Annotated in this window: 20 protein-coding genes, 1 tRNA gene and 3 pseudogenes; 13 read left to right on the top strand and 11 right to left on the bottom strand. The window is 66.9% G+C overall.

The annotated features are described in order from the left end of the window. Window positions 1–62: 62 nt before the first annotated feature. A complete protein-coding gene (locus ACFQE0_RS24795) occupies window positions 63–1,247 on the bottom strand; it encodes a polysaccharide biosynthesis/export family protein (RefSeq protein WP_378974405.1) in 1,185 nt (394 codons plus the stop codon). A gap of 292 nt (window positions 1,248–1,539) precedes the next feature. On the opposite strand from ACFQE0_RS24795, the gene ACFQE0_RS24800 reads away from it, so the two are divergent. Beyond that, entirely contained in the window at window positions 1,540–3,012 is a 1,473-nt protein-coding gene (locus ACFQE0_RS24800; protein WP_378974408.1) for a capsule biosynthesis protein, read from the top strand. Here the strand turns inward: ACFQE0_RS24800 and ACFQE0_RS24805 are convergent. Further along, window positions 2,930–4,906: a capsular polysaccharide biosynthesis protein gene (locus tag ACFQE0_RS24805; RefSeq protein WP_378974409.1), complete on the bottom strand. Its 1,977-nt coding sequence runs from the start codon at window positions 4,904–4,906 to the stop codon at window positions 2,930–2,932. The genes ACFQE0_RS24800 and ACFQE0_RS24805 overlap by 83 nt on opposite strands. A gap of 309 nt (window positions 4,907–5,215) precedes the next feature. On the opposite strand from ACFQE0_RS24805, the gene ACFQE0_RS24810 reads away from it, so the two are divergent. Both ACFQE0_RS24810 and ACFQE0_RS24815 read left to right on the top strand, forming a co-directional pair. Continuing rightward, complete coding sequence (locus ACFQE0_RS24810) at window positions 5,216–5,974, top strand: SDR family NAD(P)-dependent oxidoreductase (protein ID WP_378974412.1); 759 nt, start codon at window positions 5,216–5,218, stop codon at window positions 5,972–5,974. Beyond that, complete coding sequence (locus ACFQE0_RS24815; protein WP_378974414.1) at window positions 5,926–6,825, top strand: formyltransferase family protein; 900 nt, start codon at window positions 5,926–5,928, stop codon at window positions 6,823–6,825. The genes ACFQE0_RS24810 and ACFQE0_RS24815 overlap by 49 nt, the downstream gene beginning before the upstream one ends. Here ACFQE0_RS24815 and ACFQE0_RS24820 read toward each other — a convergent pair. Continuing rightward, a pseudogene (locus ACFQE0_RS24820) lies at window positions 6,776–8,208 on the bottom strand (APC family permease). The gene ACFQE0_RS24815 and the pseudogene ACFQE0_RS24820 sit on opposite strands and share 50 nt — an antisense overlap. Window positions 8,209–8,453: 245 nt before the next feature. On the opposite strand from ACFQE0_RS24820, the gene rpsO reads away from it, so the two are divergent. From rpsO to ACFQE0_RS24835, 3 genes and pseudogenes are all read left to right on the top strand, one after another. Then, window positions 8,454–8,723 carry a 30S ribosomal protein S15 gene (rpsO, locus tag ACFQE0_RS24825; protein ID WP_378974417.1) on the top strand — a complete coding sequence of 90 codons (270 nt, stop codon included), beginning with the start codon at window positions 8,454–8,456 and terminating at the stop codon, window positions 8,721–8,723. 204 nt (window positions 8,724–8,927) lie between these two features. Continuing rightward, window positions 8,928–11,155: pseudogene (gene pnp, locus ACFQE0_RS24830) on the top strand (polyribonucleotide nucleotidyltransferase). A 148-nt stretch (window positions 11,156–11,303) separates the two neighbouring features. After that, a complete protein-coding gene (locus ACFQE0_RS24835) occupies window positions 11,304–11,525 on the top strand; it encodes a YgaP-like transmembrane domain (protein ID WP_378974419.1) in 222 nt (73 codons plus the stop codon). A 62-nt stretch (window positions 11,526–11,587) separates the two neighbouring features. Here ACFQE0_RS24835 and ACFQE0_RS24840 read toward each other — a convergent pair whose 3' ends face one another. After that, on the bottom strand, window positions 11,588–11,851 hold the full coding sequence (locus tag ACFQE0_RS24840) for a GlsB/YeaQ/YmgE family stress response membrane protein (RefSeq protein ID WP_378974422.1): 264 nt from the start codon (window positions 11,849–11,851) through the stop codon (window positions 11,588–11,590). Window positions 11,852–12,069: 218 nt separating this feature from the next. Between ACFQE0_RS24840 and ACFQE0_RS24845 the strand changes: the two are divergent. Together ACFQE0_RS24845 and ACFQE0_RS24850 are read left to right on the top strand one after the other, a co-directional pair. Then, window positions 12,070–12,425, top strand: a pseudogene (locus tag ACFQE0_RS24845) (RidA family protein). Between the two features lie 2 nt (window positions 12,426–12,427). After that, on the top strand, window positions 12,428–13,558 hold the full coding sequence (locus ACFQE0_RS24850) for a polyamine ABC transporter substrate-binding protein (RefSeq protein ID WP_378974424.1): 1,131 nt from the start codon (window positions 12,428–12,430) through the stop codon (window positions 13,556–13,558). Window positions 13,559–13,606: 48 nt separating this feature from the next. Here the strand turns inward: ACFQE0_RS24850 and ACFQE0_RS24855 are convergent, their stop codons facing one another. Next, the gene (locus tag ACFQE0_RS24855) at window positions 13,607–14,008 is read right to left on the bottom strand and encodes a DUF3597 domain-containing protein (RefSeq protein ID WP_378974427.1); all 402 of its coding nucleotides are present in this window, start codon (window positions 14,006–14,008) and stop codon (window positions 13,607–13,609) included. A 50-nt stretch (window positions 14,009–14,058) separates the two neighbouring features. Here ACFQE0_RS24855 and ACFQE0_RS24860 point away from each other — a divergent pair, with 50 nt between their 5' ends. Both ACFQE0_RS24860 and ACFQE0_RS24865 read left to right on the top strand, forming a co-directional pair. Then, window positions 14,059–14,367, top strand: coding sequence for a hypothetical protein (locus ACFQE0_RS24860; protein WP_378974429.1), 309 nt, complete (start codon window positions 14,059–14,061; stop codon window positions 14,365–14,367). Window positions 14,368–14,753: 386 nt separating this feature from the next. Next, window positions 14,754–14,837, top strand: a tRNA-Tyr gene (locus ACFQE0_RS24865). 20 nt (window positions 14,838–14,857) lie between these two features. On the opposite strand, the gene ruvC is transcribed toward ACFQE0_RS24865, so the two are convergent. Beyond that, window positions 14,858–15,493, bottom strand: a complete 636-nt coding sequence (gene ruvC, locus ACFQE0_RS24870; RefSeq protein WP_378975687.1) for a crossover junction endodeoxyribonuclease RuvC — start codon at window positions 15,491–15,493, stop codon at window positions 14,858–14,860. Between the two features lie 107 nt (window positions 15,494–15,600). Here ruvC and ACFQE0_RS24875 point away from each other — a divergent pair, with 107 nt between their 5' ends. After that, window positions 15,601–16,176, top strand: coding sequence for a peroxidase-related enzyme (locus ACFQE0_RS24875; protein ID WP_378974432.1), 576 nt, complete (start codon window positions 15,601–15,603; stop codon window positions 16,174–16,176). Between the two features lie 3 nt (window positions 16,177–16,179). On the opposite strand, the gene ACFQE0_RS24880 is transcribed toward ACFQE0_RS24875, so the two are convergent. After that, a complete protein-coding gene (locus ACFQE0_RS24880) occupies window positions 16,180–16,500 on the bottom strand; it encodes a YnfA family protein (RefSeq protein WP_378974434.1) in 321 nt (106 codons plus the stop codon). 121 nt (window positions 16,501–16,621) lie between these two features. Here ACFQE0_RS24880 and ACFQE0_RS24885 point away from each other — a divergent pair, with 121 nt between their 5' ends. Both ACFQE0_RS24885 and ACFQE0_RS24890 read left to right on the top strand, forming a co-directional pair. Further along, on the top strand, window positions 16,622–17,017 hold the full coding sequence (locus ACFQE0_RS24885) for a (R)-mandelonitrile lyase (protein WP_378974437.1): 396 nt from the start codon (window positions 16,622–16,624) through the stop codon (window positions 17,015–17,017). 36 nt (window positions 17,018–17,053) lie between these two features. Next, a complete protein-coding gene (locus ACFQE0_RS24890; RefSeq protein WP_378974439.1) occupies window positions 17,054–18,028 on the top strand; it encodes a tyrosine recombinase XerC in 975 nt (324 codons plus the stop codon). Between the two features lie 3 nt (window positions 18,029–18,031). On the opposite strand, the gene lpdA is transcribed toward ACFQE0_RS24890, so the two are convergent. The 4 genes from lpdA to ACFQE0_RS24910 form a co-directional block, all read right to left on the bottom strand. Next, the gene (gene lpdA, locus ACFQE0_RS24895; protein ID WP_378974442.1) at window positions 18,032–19,432 is read right to left on the bottom strand and encodes a dihydrolipoyl dehydrogenase; all 1,401 of its coding nucleotides are present in this window, start codon (window positions 19,430–19,432) and stop codon (window positions 18,032–18,034) included. A gap of 63 nt (window positions 19,433–19,495) precedes the next feature. Beyond that, on the bottom strand, window positions 19,496–20,251 hold the full coding sequence (locus ACFQE0_RS24900; protein ID WP_378974444.1) for an SDR family oxidoreductase: 756 nt from the start codon (window positions 20,249–20,251) through the stop codon (window positions 19,496–19,498). Window positions 20,252–20,283: 32 nt separating this feature from the next. Continuing rightward, entirely contained in the window at window positions 20,284–21,561 is a 1,278-nt protein-coding gene (gene odhB / locus ACFQE0_RS24905; protein WP_378974446.1) for a 2-oxoglutarate dehydrogenase complex dihydrolipoyllysine-residue succinyltransferase, read from the bottom strand. An 89-nt stretch (window positions 21,562–21,650) separates the two neighbouring features. Continuing rightward, on the bottom strand, window positions 21,651–24,656 hold the full coding sequence (locus ACFQE0_RS24910) for a 2-oxoglutarate dehydrogenase E1 component (RefSeq protein WP_378974448.1): 3,006 nt from the start codon (window positions 24,654–24,656) through the stop codon (window positions 21,651–21,653). Window positions 24,657–24,707: the final 51 nt, after the last annotated feature.

Raw genomic sequence — 24,707 nt, forward strand, 5'->3', positions numbered from 1 at the left:
TGACGGGAAATAGATAAGGGCGCGGACCGTGAGGTCCGCGCCCCATTTTCGTGAGTTCGCTACTACCGTGCGGTGCTGTACACGGCCGCCGCCGAGGCGACAGGGCCCGTGATGGTGGAGAACACGCCCAGCACCTTCTGGATCTCGGTGAACGGCGCGTTCGAGACGTAGACCAGATCGCGGTTGCGCATGCGGAACGCCTGCGCGGTGAACAGGCTGTTCGGGTCGCGCATGTCGATCCGGTACACCACCGGCACCAGCGGCGTGCCCGTCAGCTTCGAGCCCGGCGCGAGGCGGCGCACGATGGCCGCAGGTTCGAACCGGAAGATGAAGGTGCCCGCCGGATCGGCCTGGAAGTCCGACAGGCCGCGCGCCTTGGCCAGCGCCTGCGCCAGGGTGATGCCGTCCGCCTGGAACGGCAGCTCCGTCGCATTGCCGAGCGCACCCACCGCCAGGAAGGTCTGCGGGTCGCGCACCAGCGTCAGCACGTCGCTCGGCCGAAGGAAGATGTTCTCCTTCGGGTTCGACACCACCGTCGTCAGCGGTACCGTGGCCGTCACCGGCCCGCGCGACAGCCGCACGAAGGTCTCGGACACCGGCGAGCGCACGCCACCGGCGCTCGCGAGCACATCGAGCAGGCGGTCGCCATGGCCGGACAGCGGCAGGCGGGCGCCCGCCACGGCTTCGCCGGTCACCGTGACCGTTTGCGAGATCGGCTTGGTGACCGAGACGAGCACCTGCGGCTGGATGGCCTTGCCCGCGAGTTCGTTCTCGATCAGCGCCTGCACGTCCTGCGGCCTGCGCCCGGCGACCTGGATGCGCCCGGCATAGGGAACGGAGATCGCGCCGTCGCGGCCCACCGGCTGCTCGGGGATAAGGGCGGATTTCGAGCCCGCCGAGAAGCGGTCGGCCACGAGCGGGCCGGAGAACAGGCCGCCGGACCCGGCCTCCCAGATCGAGACGGCGACCATGTCGCCGACCCCGATCAGCGGCTCGGCGGAGGGGCGGTGATCGCCGAAGGAGGCGAGCAGGCTGTCGAGGGGACGCCCGCGCAGGGCTTCGATGACGGCGGGGGTGACGTCGATGATCTCGTAGCGGGCGAGCAGGCCGCCGCCGGTTCCCGGCACCTCGGCCCCCGCCTGGATCGCATTGGCCGTCGGCCCCGCCGCAGGCAGGAGCGTGCAGCCCGACATCGCCACCGTGGCGATGCAGGCCGTCGAAACGGCAAGCTTGCCCAAACGCATCATTCAGAAATCCGCTGTGCCGGGCCCGTCGATGCGGCCCGCCGCCCCATAAGGGGGCTGGAAGACTGCCATCAGCTTAACGGTGAATTGAGGCCGGTTCGAGGATCGCATCTTTCGGCGTCGGGCTGCGTGCCACTTCGGCAACAGAGGGGGCATAACCCACTGTCACGTCGAGGGGCGACCATGATGCTGCCGCCTTTTCCACGGCAGGACAGTCCTCGAGAACGCGGCGGCGTTCGGCGCGAATGGGCGCCGGCCCTGCTCCGACGGTGCACGCTCGGAAGGTATGGCTTTCATGACAGCGATCCCCGCTCCCGCCCCTGACGCTCCCACGCCGCACGACGCTGCCGTCACGCGCGGTGCGGGACGGGGTGGACGGCAGGTCTTCCTGTTCCTACAGGGGCCGATCACGCCCTACTTCGCCCATACGGCGGACGAATTGGAGGCGCGGGGCCATCGTTGCTTGCGCGTGAACCTCTGCGTCGGCGACGTGCTGTTCTGGCGCCGTCCGGGCGCCATCAACTATCGTGGCCGCCGGGAGAAATGGCCCGCCTTCATTGCGGATCTGATCGACCGCGAGGGCGTCACCGACCTGATGCTGCTGGGCGAGCAGCGCTTCTACCACAAAGTCGCGATCGCGGCGGCGAAGGCTCGCAACCTCAACGTGACCGTGACGGATTTCGGCTATCTCCGGCCGGATTGGATCACGCTGGAGCGTGACGGCATGTCGGGGGACAGCTGCTTCCCCCGCGAACCCGAGGCGGTGATGGCGCTGGCCGAGAACCTGCCGGAGCCGGATCTGGAGCCGCGCTTCAAGGACAGCTTCAAGACGCAGATCGTGTGGGACATCGCCTACCACATGTTCAGCAACTGGCTGTGGTTCCTGTTCCCGTTCTACCGCTCCCACCAGATCTATCATCCGGCGCTCGTCTATCTCGGCACCGGCCTGCATATTCTGAAGGCCAAGTTCACCGCGCCGAGGGTCGATCGTTTCGTCGCCAAGCTGAAGGCGGACAAGACGCCGTATTACGTGCTCCCCTTGCAGATGGAGAACGATTTCCAGCTGCGCGCCTATTCGCCGTATTACGACTTCAAGGCGCCGATCCATGCCGTGGTCGCCTCCTTCGCCAAGAACGCCCCGGCGAATTCGCGCCTCGTCATCAAGGCCCATCCGCTCGATCCGGCGATGCGCAATTGGGCGCGGATCGTCCGCCGCTCCGCCGCCAAGCACGGCGTGTCGGGCCGGGTCGATTTCGTGGATGGCGGCAACCTCGCGATCATGCTCGACGCCTCGCAGGGCTGCATCACCGTGAACAGCACGGTCGGCTTGTGGTCGATGCGCGTGGCTGTGCCGACGATGACCCTCGGCACGGCCGTGTACGACATCGAAGGCATGACATTCCAAGGCCCCCTCGACCGTTTCTGGACCGAGGCCCGTCCGCCGCGTCCGGACTCTGGCACGCTTTCGTCCGAGCGATCGTGGCGCATATCCAGATCCGCGGCGTCTATTACGGCAAGGAGGGCCTTGCCGCTGCCGTTCAGGCGACCGCGTCGCGGCTCGATCTCACCGAGGGCGCGTGGCTGGAAATGCGCAACCGCGCCCGCCGCAACGGCCCGCCGCAGGACACCATGGTGCCCGAGCACGCCTTCAGGCTGCAGAACGCCTGAGCCTTCGTCCTCGTGCCTCAGCGCCGCCGCAACAGGTGGCGCGAGGCCAGGGACCAGACCTGCTTCATCGCGGCCTCAACGGTCGGCTCGCGCCGCGTGAGGCCGGGGTCGCCCTCCGACAGACGCTGGATGATCACCTCAGGCGGGCTGGGCAGGCCCGTCCGCGGATCGACATAGTGCGGGTAGACGATGAGCGCCCCCGCGACCAACTCGTCCAGGGTGATGCGCCGTGTGCGGCGGGGGCAGGCCGGGCTCTCGGTGAGCCCCCAGCCGGCATAGAACGGCAGCCCGTGGGTCGTGACGCTCCGGCCCCGCAGCAGCGCCTCGAAGCCGATCAGCGACGAGATGGTCTCGACATGGTCGGCGGCCGCGATGGCATCGGCGGCCGGTACGTCGCGCAGGACGATATCGGCTAGTGACGACAGCTCTTCGGGCGGCACACGGCCCGGCCGAAGCCCGGCTTCGACATCGGGATGCGGTTTGAAGGCAATCACTGCATCCGGGTGGCGCTGGCGCGCGAGCCTGAGGAGATCGACATTGCGGGTCACGGTCGCCATGCAGAGGTGAATCGAGGCGTCGTTCTCCACCTGACCGGCCACCAGCACCACCTTACCTGGTCGCGGCATAGCGGGCATCGGCGCGGCGCCGACATTGTACTTGCTGAGCTTGGCCTCGACGACGGCTCCCCGCAGGCGCTGCGCCCGCTCCAGCACGTCGGCGGGGAAGGCTCCCGCCTCCAGCAGCGTTTCGAGATCGCTCGGCCCCGTGGCATCGTAGTAGATGCCGGTGGCATCGATGACGTGGGACGCGCCCGGCCGTAGGGCGACGCCGAGGCCGATGGAGCGGATGAAGCCGTCCTCCATCCGCAGGAGCGGCACCTTCGCCTCCTGACAGGCGGCGGTCAGATCCGAAGGGGCGCGGCTCGCCCAGGCGACCACGCGATCGTAGCGTGCGATCTCGCTGGGTTTCGGTGCGTGGCGGGGCGCGGCGATGGCCGGCCTCTGTCCCGGCGAGGCCAGGGCCCGCGACAGCCAGCGCCGCTTCCACCCGGCAAAGCCTATGCAGAGCGTCCTAGCGGCGTTGGCACGCTGCTCCTCCACGATCAGGCGAAGGATCGCCGCCGCTTCCTCGAATCGGCAGGTCTCGCCGCCATAGGGCTCGAAGTAGCGCGAACAGATCAGGTAGACCGCCGCGAAGACCTCGACCGGCGAGCGGCTGCGGGTCCGGCGGATCGGATCGAGCCGGTCGTCGGTGAAGCCCCATCCGGCATAGAAGGGCACGCCGAAGCAGGTGACCGGCCGACCGGCAAGCGAGGCCTCGAAACCGATATGGCTCGTGACGACGTAGAGACGTGACGCCGCCTCGATCACCGACCAGGCCTCGACCGGCTCGGCGATAAGCCGCGCGCCGGTCGCCTCGACGGCTTCCCTGTCGAGATGGCCGACGGCGTTCATTTTGGCAGCGGGGTCCATCACCACCACCCGGTCGGCATTCGGGTGCTCGGCGGCGGCGGCCGCGAGCATGGTGGAGAAGCCGGTCTCGCTGGCGAGGCCGAAGCCGATGGTGGGGTCGCGCTGCGCCTGATCGATAATCACGACGAGGGGCCGCGCGGTATCGGTTTTGCCGAGTAGGGTGGCGAGGTCGGCGCGACGGGGATCGTTGTCGAGGCTGAGTCGCGCCTGGCGCAGGAGGGCGATGCCCGCCTCGGCGCGGGCAAGGATGTCGTCATCCTCCCAGCCGCCGACCTGCAGCATCGTCTCCAGTTCGCTGGCGGCCGTGGCGTCATAATGGATGCCGAGGCCGTCCACGATCGAACTCAGGGGGCGCTGCGTCCGCGCACCCGGCAGGCGCAGGAAGCCCTCGTCCCAGCGGTCGGCATGACCGACACGCCGGGAAACCGGCTCGCTGCCGAGGCGCCGCACCTGACGGCCTCCGGGCATCTCGATATCCGAGAGTGTCCGGGGCCACAGGCGCTTGAGCTTGCCACCTTCCATCCGAAACTCATCCAATCCGGAACAACCGAGCCATTTTCACCGGCGGAGATGGCGCCTCGAAAGGCGCGGCGGGCGAGGCCGGACGACCGAGCCGTCCCGCCCGATCACTGCGGCATCGGGCATAGCACCGGACCCGTCCAGGCCGAAATGGCTTCCCCTCCGGCGGGGAGCACTCTACGAGGCCCGCGACGGCGCGGGGACTTCCACATCGCCGGGACAGCGTCAAGCGAGGCGGGTCTCGAGGCCGCGCCGAAGAGGGGACGACGATATCATGGTGGGAATCACCAGCCGCAGGCCGGGCAACGCGCGGTGAGGACGATCCTCATCACCGGGGCGTCGAGCGGCATCGGCGCCGCCCTCGCCCGCCATTACGCCGCGCCGCAGGTGCGCCTGATCCTCGTGGCGCGCAACGAGCCCCGTCTGGAGGCGGTGGCGCAGGATTGCCGCGCCAAGGGCGCCGTGGCCGAGGTGGCGCGTGGCGATACCCGCGACCGCGCGGCGATCCAACGACTGATTACCGAGGTCGATGCCCGATCGCCTCTGGACCTCGTGGTGGTCAACGCGGCGATCAACGGCGGCGGCAAGGAAGGCCGGGTCGAGACCGAGGAGGTCGCCTTCGAGACAGCCGATATCAATTACATCGGTTCGCTCAATGTGATGCTGCCGACGCTCAGCCTCATGCTCGCCCGCGGCCGCGGTCAGATCGCGCTCATGTCATCGCTCGCGGCCTATGCGCCGCTCGCCGACGCGCCGACCTATAGCGGCGCCAAGGCGGCCTTGGTCGCCCATGGTCTCGCTTTGCGCCAGAAGGTCTGGCCGCTCGGCGTGCGCATCAGCGTCGTGACGCCGGGCTACGTGAAGACACCCATGGGCAGCGATCTGAAGGGATGGCGCCCCCTGGAGATGAGCGCCGAGAAGGCGGCGGCGATCATCGCCAAGGGCCTCGAACGGGATCGGGACGTGGTGTCCTTCCCGCTGCCCCTCGCCATCCTGGCGCGGAGCGTGCTGTTGCTGCCCGAATGGGTGCGGCGGGTCAGCTTGTCGGCCTTCAAGTTCAATCAGAGGTAACGGCTTTGCGGATCGCGCTCCTCGTCCTCGAAGCCCTGCCGAACGCCCGGACCGTGCGGCGGCTGATCGCGGATAGGGGGCACGAGATCGTCCTCGTCGGCCTGTCCAATGCCGAACGGCCCTCGAACGGCGGGCTGACCGGGCAGTTGCGGCGTCATCTCGGACGCTCCGGCACGGGCATCCTGCCCTATCTCGCGGTGAATTTCGGCTTGCCGGATCTGCTCCGGCCGCTGGCGCCTTTCACGCAGGCAGCCGCAGGCAGCGCCGACAGACCTGAGACTACGCCCATCGCCACCCTCTGCCGCCGCCTCGGCATCCGCACGGTGAAGGTGGACGACGTGAACGGGGCAGAAATGGCCGAGGCCCTGCGCCAAGCCGCGCCTGATCTGATCCTCACCTACCATTTCGACCAGATCCTCAAGCCCGCGACCATCGCACTGGCCCGGCTCGGCGGCATCAACGGCCATCCGGGCCTGCTGCCGCGCCATCGAGGCCCGGTACCGACGATCCATGCCCTCTCCGATGGGCCTGATACGTTCGGGATGACCCTGCATAAGCTGGCGGCGGCCATCGATGCCGGCGCGATCCTCGATCAGGAGGCGGTGCGCCTGCCCGCGGACGTCACGGCGACGCGCGCGGCGATCCTGCTACATGAGCATGGGCGGGCCATGCTCGACAGATTGCTCGACACGATCGCCGCGACGGGTGCGATTCCCGAGGGGCGGATGGCGGACGTGCTGCCCTATTGCCCGTTCCCAGACCGGGCGATGCTCGCCGATCTCAAGCGCCGAGGATTGCGGCTCACCGATGCGGCGGATCTCGCGGCGGCGGCGAAGCTGTCGCTGCGGTAGGGCGCGACAGGGCGAGGGCCCGTCTTCGGCCATATCCGTAGAAGATCACGAGGCCGATTCCCGTCCAGGCGGCGAGACGCAGCCAGGTTTCCGGGGGCAGCGAGGCCATCAGCACCGCGCAGGCGAACAGACCGAGCCCGGCGACGAGATCGGCCGCCGGGACCCGGAATGGCCGGTGCCGCTTCGGCTGCAGGCGGCGCAGGATCGGCACACTGGCGCAGACGAGGCCGAAGGCGAGCAGGGTTCCGATGCTGACGAGTTCGCCCAGCACGTCGATGGGGACCAGCCCCGCGACCGCGGCGGTGACGAGGCCGATGACGATCTGCCCCCGCGCGGGCGCATGGGTCTCGGGATCGACATGTGCGAAGGCGCGGGGCAACAGCCCGTCGCGGGCCATGGAGTAGAAGATACGTCCCTGCCCGTAGAGGGCGGTGAGCGTGGAGGTGGTGAGCCCAACCAGCGCGCCGAGCTTCACGATGAGCGCGAAGCTTGGGAAGCCGATCACGTCGACCGCCTTCGCGATCGGATCCGGCACGTTGAGATCGCGATAGGGCACGAGGCCGGTGAGCACGGCGGCAACCGCGACGTAGAGAACCGTGCTGAGGAGCAGCGACCCGATGAGTCCCTTGGGTGCATCGGATTGCGGATCGCGACACTCGCCCACCGCCGTCGAGACGGTCTCGAACCCGATGAAAGCGAAGAACACCACGGCCGCGCCGCGGAAGACTCCGCTTACGCCGAATTGGCCGAACTCGCCCGTGTTTGCCGGTACGAATGGGTGCCACAGCTCCGGCTTCAGCGCCGTAGCGCCGAAGCCGACGAAGGCGATGATGATCGCGACTTTCAGGGCCACCAGGGCTGCGTTGACGCCGGAGGCCTCGCGGATGGTGCGCGTCAGCAGGGCCGTCAGACCGAGCACCACGATCACGGCGGGCAGATCGACGTAGCCCCCGCCCCCGGCGCAGCGGAGAGGGACGTAGGGAGGCGCCAGCCGAAATCGGCCATCAGCGATTGCGCATAGCCGGACCATCCGGCGGCCACCGTCGCGGCGGCAAAGGCGAATTCGAGGACGAGATCCCAGCCGATGATCCAGGCCGGGAGCAGGCCGAAACTCACGCGGGTATAGGCGTAGGTCGATCCCGCCTCCGGGATCATCGCCGCCAGTTCGGCGTAGCACAGACCCACGAGGCCGCTGACCAGCCCGCCGATGAGGAAGGACAGGATCAGCGCCGGCCCTGCATAATTCGCCGCCGCCGTTCCGGTGAGTACGAAGATGCCCGCGCCGATCGTGCCGCCGAGCCCGATGCAGATGAGGCCCGGTGCTGTGAGCGCCCGTTCAAGGCTTCGGGGAGAGGCTGCCGGTGACCCCGACGGTGCTGTCATGCGCGTGTCTTCCCCGTATCCGGCAACCATAAGCCGGTGGCGGTGCCGCCGGGGCAAGTCCCGCGCCGGGGGTGGCAACCGGCCTGGTTTCGTGTATGGATCGCCCTGGCCTCGACCCGGAAGCGGGCGGGGCTTGAACCGCTTGCGGCAGACCGTGCTGGACGACATCCCGGCACAGGCCGTTCCGCAGGCATCGGCGCTCTATGAGGGCGCTCTTCTGTACTGAAACACCCGAAAGGCACGCGATGTCGATTACGGCAGAGCGCAAGACCGCGCTCATCAAGCAGCACCGCAAGGATGCGAAGGATACCGGCTCCCCCGAGGTGCAGGTCGCCATCCTCTCCGAGCGGATCGCCAACCTGACCGGCCACTTCAAGACCCACAGCAAGGACAACCATTCCCGCCGTGGCCTCCTGAAGCTGGTTTCCCAGCGCCGTTCGCTTCTGGATTACCTGAAGCGCAAGGACGAGCCGCGCTACCGCGCGATCATCGAGAAGCTCGGCATCCGCCGCTAATCTCGACCGGTTTCACGCGGCTCCGGGCTCCGGGGCCGCGTTCCACTTTCGGCAGGTCCGGACATGGGGTTCGGGCAAGCCACACGGGCCGCTTCGAGGCATGAAGTCGGGGCAGGATCGCAGGGCGCTTCGTGAAGCGCCCTGTCGTCTTGCCCCCGCCGTGCCGGGTTTCGCGCCCGCCGCATGAAGGCAAGGATAGACAATATGTTCGACGTTCAACGCGAAGAGCTGATGTGGGGTGACCGCAAGCTCGTCCTGGAGACGGGCAAGGTCGCCCGGCAGGCCGACGGCGCCGTCGTCGCCACCTATGGCGAGACCTCGGTGCTCGCCTGCGTCGTGGGCGCCAAGGAGCCCAAGGCCGGGATCGACTTCCTCCCGCTTACCGTGAACTACCAAGAGCGCGCCTATGCCGCCGGCCGCATTCCGGGCGGCTACTTCAAGCGCGAGGGCCGTCCCTCCGAGAAGGAGACCCTGGTCTCCCGTCTGATCGATCGTCCGATCCGCCCCCTCTTCGTGGATGGCTGGCGCAACGATACCCAGGTCACGGTCACCGTGCTGACCCACGACCTCGAGAACGATCCCGACATCGTCGCCATGGTCGCCGCCTCCGCTGCCCTGACGCTGTCCGGCGTGCCCTTCATGGGCCCGATCGGCGCGGCGCGCGTGGGCTACGTCAACGGCGGCTACAAGCTGAACCCGCTCGTCACCGAGACCAAGGAAGAGTCCTCTCTCGACCTCGTCGTCGCCGGCACGCAGGACGCCGTTCTGATGGTCGAGTCCGAGGCCAAGGAGCTCTCGGAAGACGTGATGCTCGGCGCCGTGATGTTCGGCCACAAGCACTTCCAGCCGGTCATCGAGGCGATCATCCGCCTTGCCGAGAAGGCCGCCAAGGAGCCGCGCGATTTCTCCCCGCCGGAGAACGCCGATGTCGAGAAGGCCGTGCTCGACGTGTGTGAGGCCGAGCTGCGCTCCGCCTACACCAAGACCGTCAAGCAGGAGCGTTACGCCGCCGTCGACGCTGTGAAGGCGAAGGTGATGGCCGCCCTCTGCGCCGAGGGCGCCGAGAAGTTCCCGGCCGAAAAGGTCAAGGCCGCTTTCAAGGAGGCCCAGTCGAAGGTGGTTCGCTGGAACATCCTCGACACCGGCTCGCGCATCGACGGCCGCGACGTGAAGACCGTTCGCCCGATCCTCTCCGAGGTCGGCGTGCTGCCCCGCGCCCACGGCTCCTCGCTCTTCACCCGCGGTGAGACGCAGGCCCTCGTGGTCGCCACCCTTGGCACCGGCGAGGACGAGCAGTTCATCGACGCGCTGGAAGGCACCTACAAGGAGCGCTTCCTGCTTCACTACAACTTCCCTCCCTATTCGGTGGGTGAGACCGGCCGCATGGGTTCGCCGGGCCGCCGCGAGATCGGTCACGGCAAGCTTGCCTGGCGCGCGATCCGTCCGGTTCTGCCGCCGGCTCACGAATTCCCGTACACGATCCGCGTCGTGTCCGAGATCACCGAGTCCAACGGTTCGTCCTCGATGGCGTCGGTCTGCGGCGGCTCGCTGTCGCTGATGGATGCCGGCGTGCCGCTGCGCCGTCCGGTGGCGGGCATCGCCATGGGCCTCATCCTCGAGGGTGAGCGCTTTGCGGTCCTGTCCGACATCCTGGGCGACGAGGATCACCTCGGCGACATGGACTTCAAGGTGGCCGGTACGGACGAGGGCATCACCTCGCTCCAGATGGACATCAAGATCGCGGGCATCACCGAAGAGATCATGCGGGTCGCTCTCGATCAGGCCAAGGACGGGCGTGCCCACATCCTTGGCGAGATGGCGAATGCCCTCACCGCGGCCCGTCCGGAGCTCGGCGAGTACGCGCCGCGCATCGAGACCATGCAGATCCCCACGGACAAGATCCGCGACGTGATCGGCACCGGCGGTAAGGTGATCCGCGAGATCGTCGAGAAGACCGGCGCCAAGATCAACATCGAGGATACGGGCGTCGTGAAGATCGCCTCGTCCGACGGCAAGGCGATCAAGGCGGCCTATAACTGGATCCGCTCCATCGTCGCGGAGCCCGAGGCCGGCACGATCTACGATGGCACCATCGTGAAGTGCATGGAGTTCGGCGCGTTCGTGAACTTCTTCGGCGCCAAGGATGGCCTCGTCCACATCTCGGGCTCGCCGCCAACCGCGTCGCCAAGGTGACGGATGTCGTCAAGGAAGGCGACAAGGTGAAGGTGAAGTTCCTTGGTCAGGACGATCGCGGCAAGATCCGCCTGTCGATGAAGGTCGTCGATCAGCAGACCGGCGAAGACATCACCGACAAGATCAAGGCGCAGCGCGACGCCGAGCGGGCCGAGCGTGGCGACGAGCCGCGTGAACCCCGCGAGGGCCGCGAGGGTGGCCGTCACCGGGGCGAGCGCCGCCGCGACGCGGGCGAGTAATCGCTCTCACCATCACGATCTGACGTGACGACGAAGCGCGGTTCCCATGGGGCCGCGCTTCTTTTTGCGGACGTGCCACGACCGCACCGCAAGGAACGCCCCGGCTGCCTCCGCGTTCGCCCCGCGACCCGGAAAGCGGAGGAGCCTTATGGCCAACGACATGATTCACGACATCTTCAGCGGTGAGCCGAACCTGACCACCACGGAGCGGGCCGTCTCAGTTGCGCTGGGCCTCGGCATCGCGGCTGCGGCGGCGCAGCCGCGTCCCAACAAGTGGCTGAGCCTCGCGGCTCTGGTGGTCGGCGTCGGCCTCGCCATGCGCGGGGCCACCGGCCACTGCGCGCTGAAGGCCGCGGCGAACGAGTTCTAAGCACGAAAAAGGGGGCACCCGATTGGGTGCCCCTCCGCCTCAAGCCCGCAGCGGCGAGCGTTTTAGTAGGTCGTGGTGCGGCGGCTGGCGACGAAGCCATAGATTGCGAGCACGATCACCGCGCCGACGATGGCGCCGATGAAGCCCGCACCCTGATTCGGTCCGTACCAACCGACCGCCTGACCAATGAAGGTCGCGACGAAGGCGCCGACGATGCCCAGAATGGTGGTCATGATGAAGCCCGCAGGCTCATTCGGACCGGGCATGATGAACTTTGCGATCACGCCGGCCAGGAAGCCGATGATGATGGTCCCGAGAATGCCCATGTTTCTCCCCGCATTGGGCTACTGACGCCCTCCAAACGTTTGGATTTTGGAACGGGTTGCCGCATCCCATCATCGAGACACTGATTTTTTTGGCGGTTCCCTTCTGCGACACTGATGAGCGCCAATGCCCTTTACGCCGACCCGTCCTCGGCGGCAGATACGGCGCCGCCCAGCTCGTCGCTCGGGCGGATCAAGTGGAACGGACGGAGTTCAAGCACATGGCCATCAGGCGGATCGAGCCCGGGGCGCGGATGTCCCAGGGCGTGGTGTACGGCGATACCGTCTACCTCGCGGGCCAGGTGGCCGATGAGCCGGTGGGCATGGGCGTCACGGCGCAGACCCAGAACATCCTCGACCAGATCGACCGGCTGCTGGCCGCGGCAGGCACCGACAAGGAGCACCTGCTTTCCACCACGATCTACCTTGCCGACATCGCGACCTTTTCCGAGATGAACGCAGCCTGGGATGCTTGGGTCTCCAAGGAGAACCCCCGGCCCGCGCCACGGTGGAGGCCAAGCTCGCCGCGCCGGAATACCTCGTCGAGATCGTCGTCGTCGCCGCTCGGACGGCCTGAGCGTGGCGTTCCGTCTCCCGGGACGGGGGCGGCTCGCCGCCCTCGGGGCCTGCCTCGCGGCAGCGCTCGGAACCGCCCTGTTCGCCGGAGCCGCGCGCCCGGCGACCGAGAAGGTCGTCAACATCTACAACTGGTCGGACTATATCGACCCGCAGGTGCTCGATGCCTTCACGCGGGAGACGGGCATCAAGGTCGTCTACGACACGTACGACAACAACGAGATCCTGGAGACGCGGCTGCTCGCCGGGCGCTCGGGCTACGACATCGTCGTGCCCTCGGGGCCGTATCTTCAGCGTCTCATCCGGGCCGGCGCGTTCCGGCCGCTCGATAAGGCGAAGCTGAGGAACCTCGGCAACCTCTGGCCGGACATCACGTCCCGGCTGGCGGGCTACGATCCCGGCAACGTCTACGCCATCGATTACATGTGGGGCACCACCGGCATCGGCTACAACGCCGCGCTGGTGAAGGAGAAGCTCGGCCCCAACGTGCCGATTAACTCATGGAGCGTCGTGCTCAACCCGTCCTCGGCTGCCAAGCTGAAGGAATGCGGGCTCATGATGCTGGACAGTCCCGAAGACCTCATCCCCAGCATGCTGCCCTTCTTCGGCGCCAAGGCCGACAGCAAGCGCTGGGACGACATGACCCTCGTCACCGACGCACTCTACAAGGTGCGCGGCAGCGTGCGGAAGTTTCACTCTTCGGAGTACATCCAGGCGCTGGCCAACGGCGATATCTGCATGGCGGTCGGCTATTCGGGCGATGTGCTTCAGGCAAAGAAACGCGCCGACGAGGCCAATAACGGCGTCGAGGTCGCCTACGTGGTCCCCAAGGAGGGATCGCTGATGTGGTTCGATTCCTTCGCGATTCCGAAGGACGCTCCGCATCCGGACGAGGCGCTGGCCTTCCTCGACTACATGATGCGGCCGGACGTGGCGGCGGCGAACACGAACTTCGTGTCCTATGCCAGCGGCAATCTCGCCGCGAAGGCCTTCGTGAAGCCCGAGATCCTGAACAATCCCGGCATCTACCCGGACGAGGCGACAATGCAGCGCCTCTCGGTGAACACCGCCTGGGACGAACGCACGCAGCGCTTCATCACTCGGCTCTGGACGCGGGTCCGTACCGGGCGCTGAACGAGAGCGCCCTCCCCTGATCCAAGGATCAAGGGAGGGCTTTCTAACCTAGTGCTTCAGGTCGTCCGGAACCTTGCCGCCGTTCTCGGCGAGCTTTTGCATCACCTGCTTGTGCAGCCAGATGTTCATGGAGGCGGAATCCTCCTTGTCGCCCGTGTAGTGCAACTCGTCGGCGAGCTGCTTACGCGAGGCAAGACCCGAATCGAGGTTCAGAAGCTTCATCAGGTCCACGATGGAGTGGCGCCAATCGAGCTTCTGCGGGTTCTTTTCGGCGAGCCCGGTCAGCACCGCCTCGACATCCACCGGCTCGCCGCTGCCACCCGCGCTGCCGGTGGGGGCTGGCGTGCTGGTCTGGCCCGAGCTGGACGTCGTCGCCGATGGCGCCGCCTCCGCCTCTCCCCCACCGAACGGATGGAGGATCTTGCTGACGATGTTGCCGAGTAGGCTCATAGGTCTGCTCCGTCTGCGCTGCGTCTAGAGAAGCGCAACGCACCGACAACATGTCGCATCGCGATGGCGTTCCACAATCAGGCGCTTCACCGCGCGAGGCGCAAGCTTACGCCCAGAAGACAGAGGCCAAGGACGAGGCAGATCCCGCTCCATCGTTCGAACAAGTACGAACGCTCGCGATCCCGCAGGGACAATGCGGCGAGAACCACGCCACTCAAAAGGCTTCCGACACAGATCACGATCAGGAGATCTTCGAGCAGGCTGTGAATTCGCACGGCTCATACATAGGTGAGACTTCGGAATTCGCGAAGAGATTTTTGCAGCAAGAATACGGTTATACGCAATATTCCCACTACTGACGTATTTCATAGCAGACTGCGTATGATTCAATACGATAGAACCAACCATTCGAAGACTTAAAACAATATATGATCGTTTTTCGTGACTTGTTATGACAGCCTGGCTGGGCTCTCAGTAGAGGTCTGGCGATCTTGCGAATGAATAGGACGCATTCCCGGAAGGATTGTGTGTAGGGCCTCAGCACTACTGGGAATCGATCTTAGGATCGCCCACAACCTTTCGCTGTGATCCCGCCGCTGCAGGCCTTCGCGCCAGGGCGCGGTGTTCTCATCGTTTTCGAGGGGCTCAAAAAGAACGGCGCAGGTTGCGTGCGAGAAGCGTTGACACGGAGCCACCCCCTGACCATAAGGGCGGCGCGGGACGCCCAGCGGGTGTCACCGACCTTGGGGGAATGTCCCGAGCGGCAAAGGGGGCGGACTGTAAATCCGCTGCGTAAGCTTCGTAGGTTCGAGTCCTACTTCCCCCACCAAGATCCCAACCTCACTACCATCAGCGTACTTTCGCCAGCGCGGCCTCGATCCGGGCCGCGGCGGCGGCTGAGTAGCCCTTGCCTTCCAGCGTCTGACCCGCCTGCGCCACGCCTGAGAGGCTGCGCGGGGCCCGGCCCGGCAGGTGCTTAGCCTTGAGGGCATGAGACTCGCGATGGCTCGCATGGGTCACGGCGATGGCCAGCGCGTCGGCCGCATCGGCAACCCGGAACTCCGCCTTGGGCAGCAGGAAGCGCACCATGGCCTGGATCTGCGTCTTGTCGGCGTGGCCGGAGCCCGCCACGGTCTTCTTGATGAGGTTGGCCGCGTATTCGAAGACAGGCCTCCCCGCGAGTGCAGGAACCAGAAGCGCGACGGCGCGGGCATGGCCGAGTTTGAGCGTCGCCTGCGCGTCCTTGTTGACGAAGGTTTCCTCCACGGCGACCTCGTCGGGTTGCAGCGCGTCGCAGATCCGGGTGAGCCCCTCGAACAATTCGCGTAGGCGCAGCGCCAGCGGCAGCTCGCCGTCGGAAGTGACGACGCCGCAATCGTGGTAAGTCAGGCTCGTTCCGCGGGCGGTGATCAGCCCCCAGCCGGTGCGGCGCAGGCCGGGATCGATCCCGAGGATACGGACCGCCGCGTTGGGACCGGACTTCATGGTGCTGCTCATGGTGCTCGCTTGAGGGCCTCTGAGCCCAATATCAGGACGAATGCCGGCCCGGTTTCGTACCGCGAAGGCCGCGCCCGAGCCAGACGAGGACGACGATGCATCGCGAGGACCCGATCAGCCGTTTTCCGGTGCCCGCGCTCGCCGACATGCCCGAGGATCTGCGTTCGCGGATCGAGCAGGTGCAGGAGAAGGCGGGTTTCGTACCGAACGTCTTCCTGGCGCTCGCCCACAGGCCCGACGAGTTTCGCGCCTTCTTTGCCTATCACGATGCCCTGATGGAACGAGCCGGTGGCCTCACCAAGGCGGAGCGCGAGATGATCGTGGTGGCAACGAGTGCCGCCAATCGTTGCCTCTACTGTGTGGTCGCCCATGGGGCGATCCTGCGGATCCGGGCGAAGGATCCGCTGCTCGCGGACGAGGTCGCCACGAACTACGCCAAGGCGGCGATCACGCCCCGGCAGAAGGCGATGCTCGATTTCGCGGTGAAGCTCGCGCTCGATCCCGGCTCGGTCGGCGCTGCCGATCACGCAGTCTTGGCGGAACAGGGCCTCACCGAGGACGAGATCTGGGACGTGGCCTCCATCACCGGCCTGTTCGCCCTTTCGAACCGCCTCGCCAGCGCGGCGGACCTGCGGCCCAATCTTGAGTTTTTCGGAATGGGCCGGGGCTGAGAGTCAGCGCGTCCGGCCCAACAGGATGAGGCCCGCGCCGAGAAGGCAAACCGCCGCGCCGAGACCGTCGCGCAGGTCCGGTCGCACGCCCTCCATCAACCACATCCACGCGAGCGAGGCGGCGATATAGATGCCACCATAGGCCGCGAAGGCGCGTCCGGCGGCCTCGCTCTCGACAAGGGTCAGGAGAATGGCGAAGGCAATGAGCGATCCGACTCCCGGAACCACCCACAGGGCCGAGCGGCCGAGGCGCAGCCACGCCCAGAACGCGAAACAGCCCGCGATTTCCGCGACGGCCGCCAGACTATAGACGATGAGTGTCACAGCGACATCATTTTGCTGAATTTCCAAACTTTATTTTGTATACATCGCATTCTACTGTCACTAGTTCTCGACACGAAAGGAACGCAATCAGTATACTCCTCTATAGGCAGGAGGTTTTTTCGTGGAGATCAGACGTAGCGGCTCTCGTCCATGCCAGGCGGGGGCGGTCGAGTGGTTCACGGGCAGCGTGAAAATCGATCCCCTGTTCGGGCCCACGGATTCGTCGTGCGCATGCGGTTCGTGGGTCACCTTCGCGCCCGGCGCCCGGACGGCGTGGCATACTCATCCTCTCGGGCAGGCGCTGATCGTTACCGATGGGGTCGGCTGGGCGCAAACGCTCGGCGGCCCTGTCGAAGAGATTCGACCCGGAGACGTGGTGTGGTTCTCCCCTGGTGAGAAGCATTGGCACGGGGCAACCGCGACCGAGTCGATGAGCCATGTGACGGTGCAGGAGGCCTTCTACGGCTCGGCGGTCGTCTGGCTGGAGAAGGTGACGGACGCGGATTACGCGCGCTGAAGCGAGGCGTTAACGCGCTCGCGCTCTGATGGCGCCATGCGCCCCGAGCCCGACCTTGCCGCCTCCCTGCTGCCGCCCGGCGATGCCGCCCTACGCGCAGTGATCGAGGGTTGGATCGGCGCCCTCGCCCGCGAGAGGCGGATGTCGCCCAACACGGTCGAGGCCTATGCCCGCGACGTGCGGCAGTTCCTCGTCCATCTCGCCGGGCGGCGGGGCGAGCCGACCATCGCCACATTGACCGAGCTGAAGGTGCGGGACATCCGCGCTTTCATGGCCGCTCGCCGGGCTGACGAGATTTCCGGGCGGTCCCTCATGCGCATGCTGGCGGGATTGCGCTCCTTCGCCCGCCATCTCGAACGGGAGGGGCATGGCGCGATCTCGGCGCTGGCAGCGGTGCGCTCACCGAAGGTGCCCCGCCGCCTGCCGCGCCCCCTCCCCGTCACGGCAGCGGTAGCGCTGACGGATGTAGGAATCCGCGCGGGAGAAGACAGGGAGCCGTGGATCCTGGCCCGCGACGCGGCAGTGCTGGCCCTGCTTTACGGGGCTGGCCTGCGCATCTCCGAGGCCCTCGGCTTGCGCAGGATCGACGCGCCAGTTCCGGGGACGGATCAGGTCACCGTGCTCGGGAAGGGCGGCAAGGAGCGGATGGTGCCGGTCCTGCCGGTCGTCGCGGAGGCGGTCGCCGCCTATCTTGCAGCCTGTCCCCTGCCTCTGCCGCCGGACGGGCCACTCTTCGTAGGAGCTCGCGGTGGGCCGCTCTCGCCACGGATCATCCAATACGCCGTCGCCCGTCTGCGGGGGGCGCTCGGTTTGCCTGACGGGGCAACGCCGCACGCCCTGCGCCATTCCTTCGCGACGCATCTGCTCGCCCGCCAGGGCGAGCTACGGGCGATCCAGGAACTGCTCGGCCACGCTTCGCTGTCGACGACGCAACTCTACACGCAAGTCGATGCCGCCCGGCTGATGAGCGCCTACGAGGCGGCCCATCCCCGGGCAAGAATGCGAGCGTGATCCTCAGACGTGGATGGCGCGCTTGCTCACAGCGAGCGCCGCTTCCTTCACCGCTTCAGTGAGGGTCGGGTGGGCGTGGCAGGTGCGGGCGATGTCCTCCGACGAGGCGCCGAACTCCATGGCGACCGCGACCTCGGCGATGAGGTTGCCCGCATCCGCGCCGACGATGTGGACGCCGAGCACCCGGTCGCTCTGCGCGTCGGCCAGCACCTTCACAAAGCCGTCCGTGGTGCCGTTCGCCTTGGCGCGGCCGTTGGCGGTGAAGGGGAACTTGCCTGCATTGTAGGCGATGCCGTCCTTCTTCAACTCCTCCTCGGTGCGGCCGACGGAGGCCACCTCGGGGAAGGTGTAGACGACGTTCGGGATCACCTCGTAGTTCACGTGGCCCGACTGCCCGGCCAGGATCTCGGCGACGGCGACGCCCTCATCCTCGGCCTTGTGGGCTAGCATCGGCCCAGCGATCACGTCGCCGATGGCGTAGATGCCCGTGACGTTGGTCGCGAAATGCGAATCGACGTGGATGCGGCCCTTCTCGTCCTTCTGGACGCCGACGGTCTCCAGGCCCAGCCCCTCGGTGTAGGGGGTGCGCCCGATGCACACCAGCACGACATCGGCCTGAAGGGTCTCACCCTCGCCACCGGCGGCGGGTTGCACCGTAACGGTCGCGCCCTTCTTGCCGACTTCGACGCCGGTCACCTTCGTGGACAGGCGGAATTCCATGCCCTGCTTGGCCAGGATGCGCTGGAACTGCTTGCCGACCTCGCCGTCCATGCCCGGCAGGATCCGGTCGAGATACTCGACCACCGTGACCTCGGCGCCGAGGCGCCGCCAGACCGAGCCGAGTTCGAGGCCGATCACGCCCGCACCGATCACGAGGAGCTTCTTCGGCACCTTGTCGAGGTCGAGGGCGCCGGTCGAGGACACCACGACCTTCTCGTCCACGGTGATGCCCGGCAGGTTCGCCACATCCGAGCCGGTGGCAATGACGATGTTCTTCGTCTCCAGCATCTGGTTGCCGCCATCCTCGGACAGCACTTCGACCCGGCCCGCCCCGGCGATGCGGCCGGTGCCGTGGAACGTATCGACCTTGTTCTTCTTCAGGAGGAACTCGACGCCCTTGGTGTTGCCCGCAACGCCCTCGGCCTTGAAGCTCATCATCTTCTTCAGATCGAGCTTGGGCGTGCCGACATCGATGCCGAGATCGGGGAAATGCTTGCTCGCCTCCTCGAAGGCTTCGGAGGCGTGGAGAAGGGCCTTCGACGGGATGCAGCCGACATTGAGGCAGGTGCCGCCATGGGTGGCGCGCTTCTCGACGACGGCGGTCCTCAGGCCAAGCTGCGCCGCGCGGATCGCGCAGACGTAACCGCCGGGGCCGGTGCCGATGACGACGAGATCGTAGGACATGCTGGTTCGTTTCCTTCGGTCCGGCCCGGGGCCGGAAGGGTGTTCGCGAACGGAGGGAGACGGTCAGCGACCGCCGGAGACGAGAAGGTTGGCGCCCGTCATGTAGGCGGCCTCGTCCGAGAGCAGCCACACGATCGGCGCCGCTACCTCCTCGGCGGTACCGGCCCGGCCCATCGGCTGATCCGGCCCCAGGCGTGCCACCCTGTCGGGCTGACCGCCGCTGGCATGGATCTCCGTATCGATGATGCCCGGTGACACGGCGTTGACACGGATGCCCTCCGCCGCGACTTCGCGGGAAAGGCCGGTGGTGAGGGTGTCGATGGCGCCCTTCGAGGCGGCGTAATCCACGTACTGGCCAGGGCCGCCGAGGCGGGCCGCGACCGAGGACAGGTTGACGATGGAGCCGCCCTGCCCGCCCTGCTTCGTAGACATGCGTCGCACCGCCTCGCGGGCGCAAAGGAAGCTGCCGACAATGTTCGTCGTCATCATGCGCTGAAGCCGCTCGGCGCTCATGTCGGAGACGCGGCAGGCGACATCGACCACGCCCGCATTGTTGATCAGAGCCTTAAGCGGGCCGAGCCGGTCGGCGGCCTCGAACAGGGCCAGCACATCCGCCTCGACGCCGACATCGCTGCGCACAGCGGTCGCTCGACCGCCCTTGGCGGTGATCGCATCGACCACCGACTGGGCTGACCCGGCATCGGAAACGTAGCTCAGGCAGACCGCGTACCCGCGCTCCGCCAACATCAGGGACACCGCGCGGCCGATGCCGCGGCTGCCGCCGGTGACGACGGCGACGGGGGTGGATGCTCCGCTCACGTCTCCGCTCCTCACTGATTGAACCAGGATCCTCAGAGATCCAGCACGAGGCGTGCCGGATCCTCCAGAGCTTCCTTCACCCGCACAAGGAAGGTGACGGCCTCCTTCCCGTCCACGATCCGGTGATCGTAGGACAGGGCGAGGTACATCATCGGCCGGGCTTCGATCTTGCCGTTGCGCACGACCGGCCGCTCCTCGATCCGGTGCATCCCGAGGATGCCCGACTGAGGCGCGTTGAGGATCGGCGTCGACATCAGCGAACCGTAGATGCCGCCGTTGGTGATCGTGAAGGTGCCGCCCTGCATCTCCTCGATGGAGAGCTTGCCGTCGCGAGCCTTCTTGCCGAACCCGGCGATCTTCTTCTCGATCCCGGCGATGGACAGGTCGTCGGCATCGCGGACCACCGGCACGACGAGGCCCTTATCGGTCCCGACCGCGATGCCGATGTGGTAGTAGTTCTTGTAGACGAGGTCCTGCCCGTCGATCTCGGCATTCACCGCCGGAACGTCCTTCAGGGCGCCGATCACGGCCTTGGTGAAGAAGCCCATGAAGCCGAGCTTCGTGCCGTGCTTCTTCTCGAAGATGTCCTTGTACTGGCTGCGCATCGCCATCACGGCGGACATGTCGACGTCGTTGAACGTCGTCAGCATCGCCGCCGTGTCCTGCGCGTCCTTGAGGCGGCGGGCGATGGTCTGGCGGAGCTTGGTCATCCGCACGCGCTCCTCGCGGGAAGCGTCGTCCGGGGCGGACGGGGCGCGCGGCATGCTCGGGCGGGCTTCCTTGGCCGGAGCCGGTGCGCTGACGCCCTTGGCGATGGCGCCGAGCATGTCGCCCTTGGTTACCCGGCCGTCCTTGCCGGAGCCGCCGACCTGCGACGGGTCCACGCCTGACTCGCGAGCGAGCTTGGCGACGGCGGGGCCGTTATCGCCCACCGGGCGCTGCTGTGCCGGGGTGCCGGCATCGTGGTTGCCGTAACCGGCATTGGCGTCGGGGGCCTTTTCGGCCTTGGTCTCGGCGGCCTTCGGGGCCTCCTTGGCGGCGGCCTTCGGCTCTGCCTTCTTCGGGGCACCCGAGCCCTCGACGATCGAGCCGAGGATCGCGCCCGGCTCGACGGTCTCGCCGTCCTTCACGAGGATCTCGCCGAGTTCGCCCGCAGCGGGGGCGTTCACCTCAAGGGTGACCTTGTCGGTCTCGAGTTCCACCAACGGCTCGTCGGCCGCCACTGTGTCGCCGGGCTTCTTGAACCAGCGGCCGATCGTGGCCTCGCTCACGGATTCCCCGAGCGTCGGGACGAGGATGTCGGTTGCCATGGTCTCGCTCTGTCAGGTCGGCGGGTCCGAACAAGGACCCAGGAATGGTGCGGCGGCCGCGTGCTGCGACCGCCGGCGTGTCACGGAATTCAGACGGCCAGCGCCTCGTTGAGGAACGCCTGAAGCTGCGCCTGGTGCTTCGACATCAGGCCCACCGCCGTGGAAGCCGAGGCCGGGCGGCCGACATAGCGGGCGCGCGACACGGGGGAATTGGCCTGGCCCAGCACCCATTCGAGATAGGGCTCGACGAACGACCAAGCGCCCATGTTCTTGGGCTCCTCCTGGCACCACACCACGTCCGCGTTCCGGAAGCGGGCCATCTCATGCGCCAGCGCCTTGAGCGGGAACGGGTAGAGCTGCTCCACGCGCATCAGGTACACGTCGGTGATGCCGCGCCTCTCGCGCTCTTCCAGCAGGTCGTAATAGACCTTGCCCGAGCACAGCACGACGCGACGGACCTTGTCGTCACGGACGAGCTTGTACTCGCTGCCCTCGCTCTCCGCGTCGTCCCAGAGGACACGGTGGAAGGTCGAGCCCTCGGCGATGTCGTTCAGCGTCGAGACGGCGCGCTTGTGCCGGAGCAGCGACTTCGGCGTCATCAGGATCAGCGGCTTGCGGAAGTCGCGCTTCAGCTGGCGCCGCAGAATGTGGAAGTAGTTCGCGGGCGTCGTGCAATTGGCGACCTGGATGTTGTCCTCGGCGCAGGCCTGCAGATACCGTTCCAGGCGAGCGGAGGAATGCTCCGGCCCCTGCCCCTCGTAGCCGTGCGGCAGCAGCAGCACGAGGCCGGACATGCGCAGCCACTTGCGCTCGCCGGACGCGATGAATTGGTCGAATACTACCTGCGCGCCGTTGGCGAAGTCGCCGAACTGCGCCTCCCACAGCGTCAGCGCATTCGGCTCGGCCAGCGAATAGCCGTACTCGAAGCCGAGCACCGCCTCTTCCGAGAGCATCGAGTTGATGATCTCGATTTGGGCCTGACCGTCGCGGATGTTGTTGAGCGGCGTGAAGCGCTGCTCGTTTTCCTGATCGATCACCACCGCGTGGCGCTGCGAGAAGGTGCCGCGCTCGACATCCTGGCCCGACAGGCGGACCCGGTTGCCGTCCAGGAGCGTCGCTCCAAAGGCCAGGGCCTCCGCCGTCGCCCAGTCGATGCCCGCGCCGGTCTCGACCGCCTTGGCGCGGTTATCCATGAAGCGCTGGATCGTGCGGTGCAGGTGGAAGCCGGGGGGCGCGGACGTGATCTTGCGGGCGATCTCCTGCAGCGTCTCGGCGGGCACGGCGGTGCGGCCGCGGCGCGGATCGTCCACATCCTCGTGGACGGCCTTCATGTTCGACCAGCGACCGTCCAGCCAGTCGGCCTTGTTGGCCTTGTAGTTGGTGGCGATGTCGAACTCGCTGTCGAGGACCGCGCGGAACTCGGCCTTGCGCGCGTCCAGGGCCTCCTGCGAGAGGGTGCCGTTCTCAACCAGCTTGCGGGCGTAGGTCTCCAGCACCGTCGGATGCTTGCGGATCCGCTGGTACATCTTCGGCTGGGTGAAGGCGGGCTCGTCGCCTTCGTTGTGGCCGAAGCGGCGGTAGCACAGCATGTCGATGACGACCGGCTTGCCGAACTTCTGCCGGTACTCGACCGCGATCTTGGCCGCAAAGGTCACGGCCTCCGGGTCGTCGCCGCAGCAATGGAAGATCGGCGCCTCGACCATCTTCGCCACGTCGGACGGGTAGGGCGATGAGCGCGAGAAACGCGGATCGGTGGTGAAGCCGATCTGGTTGTTGATGATGAAGTGCACCGAGCCGCCGGTGCGGTGGCCCTTCAGGCCGGAGAGGCCCAGACATTCGGCCACCACGCCCTGACCGGCGAAGGCGGCGTCGCCGTGGATCAACAGCGGCAGAACGGTGCGACGCTCGACGTTGGGCTTGGCCCACTGGTCCTGCTTGGCGCGAACCTTCCCCAGCACCACCGGATCCACGATCTCGAGGTGAGACGGGTTGGCGGTCAGCGACAGGTGGACGTTATTTCCGTCGAAGGAGCGGTCGGACGAAGCACCGAGGTGGTACTTCACGTCGCCCGAGCCTTCGACCTCGGCCGGGGAGGACGAGCCGCCCTTGAACTCGTGGAACACGGCCCGGAAGGGCTTGGCCATCACGGTGGTGAGGGTGTTCAGACGGCCACGGTGGGCCATGCCGAGCACGATCTCTCGTACGCCCAGGGCGCCGCCGCGCTTGATGATCTGCTCAAGGGCCGGGATCATCGCCTCGCCGCCGTCGAGGCCGAAGCGCTTGGTGCCGGTGTACTTGAGGTCGAGGAACTTCTCGAAGCCCTCGGCCTCGATCAGCTTGTTCAGGATCGCGCGGCGGCCTTCGGGGGTGAACGAGATTTCCTTGTCCTTGCCCTCGATGCGCTCCTGGATCCACGCCTTCTCGGCCGGATCCGAGATGTGCATGAACTCGACGCCGAGCGTCTGGCAGTAGGTGCGCTCCAGGATGTCCACGATCTCGCGGATCGTCCCGAATTGCAGGCCGAGCACGTTGTCGAGGAAGATCGGGCGGTCGTAATCGGCTTCGGTGAAGCCGTAATGTTGCGGGTGCAACTCCTCGTGGTCGCCGCGCGGAGCCAGCCCCAGCGGGTCGAGCTTGGCGTGGAGGTGGCCGCGCATGCGGTAGGAGCGGATCAGCATGATCGCCCGCACCGAATCCTTCGTCGCCTGCTCGACGGAAACGCCGGTCGTGGCCAGCACGCCGCCAGGGACAGCACCATCGACCGGCTTGCCGGGAAGCGCGTCGCCCTTCTTCTCCTTAGCAACAATCTTGTCGCCAACGGCTTTTTCCAGGGCGGCCCAGTTGCCGTCCATGGCCGATACCAGTTCGCCGTTCAGCGGAACGGGCCAGTTCGGCCGCTCCCACGAAGCGCCCGCGGCATTCTTTTCGACCAGGGTCTCGTCCTCGCCGAGCGCCTTGAAGAAGTTCTGCCACTCGGGATCGACGGAGTGCGGATTGCGCGCGTAGGCGGCCTGCAATTCCTCGATGTAGGCGGCGTTCGCGCCGTACAGGAACGAGGTTTCGAGGAGCGCTTCGTTCACGTCCTGGCGTGCCATGGTGCGTCCATCCTGTCGCTCGCGGCGGGGGCCGGGGCCCGCCCGCTCGGC

The sequence above is a fragment of the Methylobacterium komagatae genome, assembly GCF_042661665.1.
GTDB lineage: Bacteria > Pseudomonadota > Alphaproteobacteria > Rhizobiales > Beijerinckiaceae > Methylobacterium > Methylobacterium komagatae.

Excerpts from the sequence above, each read along its gene's own strand:
- ACFQE0_RS24840 (WP_378974422.1), bottom strand. The coding sequence starts at position 11,851 with ATGGGCATTCTCGGGACCATCATCATCGGCTTCCTGGCCGGCGTGATC.
- odhB (WP_378974446.1), bottom strand. The coding sequence starts at position 21,561 with ATGGCAACCGACATCCTCGTCCCGACGCTCGGGGAATCCGTGAGCGAG.
- rpsO (WP_378974417.1), top strand. The coding sequence starts at position 8,454 with ATGTCGATTACGGCAGAGCGCAAGACCGCGCTCATCAAGCAGCACCGC.
- ACFQE0_RS24835 (WP_378974419.1), top strand. The coding sequence starts at position 11,304 with ATGGCCAACGACATGATTCACGACATCTTCAGCGGTGAGCCGAACCTG.
- ruvC (WP_378975687.1), bottom strand. The coding sequence starts at position 15,493 with ATGAAGTCCGGTCCCAACGCGGCGGTCCGTATCCTCGGGATCGATCCC.
- ACFQE0_RS24860 (WP_378974429.1), top strand. The coding sequence starts at position 14,059 with ATGTCGCATCGCGATGGCGTTCCACAATCAGGCGCTTCACCGCGCGAG.
- ACFQE0_RS24910 (WP_378974448.1), bottom strand. The coding sequence starts at position 24,656 with ATGGCACGCCAGGACGTGAACGAAGCGCTCCTCGAAACCTCGTTCCTG.
- lpdA (WP_378974442.1), bottom strand. The coding sequence starts at position 19,432 with ATGTCCTACGATCTCGTCGTCATCGGCACCGGCCCCGGCGGTTACGTC.
- ACFQE0_RS24815 (WP_378974414.1), top strand. The coding sequence starts at position 5,926 with ATGGGTGCGGCGGGTCAGCTTGTCGGCCTTCAAGTTCAATCAGAGGTA.
- ACFQE0_RS24875 (WP_378974432.1), top strand. The coding sequence starts at position 15,601 with ATGCATCGCGAGGACCCGATCAGCCGTTTTCCGGTGCCCGCGCTCGCC.
- ACFQE0_RS24890 (WP_378974439.1), top strand. The coding sequence starts at position 17,054 with ATGCGCCCCGAGCCCGACCTTGCCGCCTCCCTGCTGCCGCCCGGCGAT.
- ACFQE0_RS24855 (WP_378974427.1), bottom strand. The coding sequence starts at position 14,008 with ATGAGCCTACTCGGCAACATCGTCAGCAAGATCCTCCATCCGTTCGGT.
- ACFQE0_RS24795 (WP_378974405.1), bottom strand. The coding sequence starts at position 1,247 with ATGATGCGTTTGGGCAAGCTTGCCGTTTCGACGGCCTGCATCGCCACG.
- ACFQE0_RS24800 (WP_378974408.1), top strand. The coding sequence starts at position 1,540 with ATGACAGCGATCCCCGCTCCCGCCCCTGACGCTCCCACGCCGCACGAC.
- ACFQE0_RS24805 (WP_378974409.1), bottom strand. The coding sequence starts at position 4,906 with ATGGAAGGTGGCAAGCTCAAGCGCCTGTGGCCCCGGACACTCTCGGAT.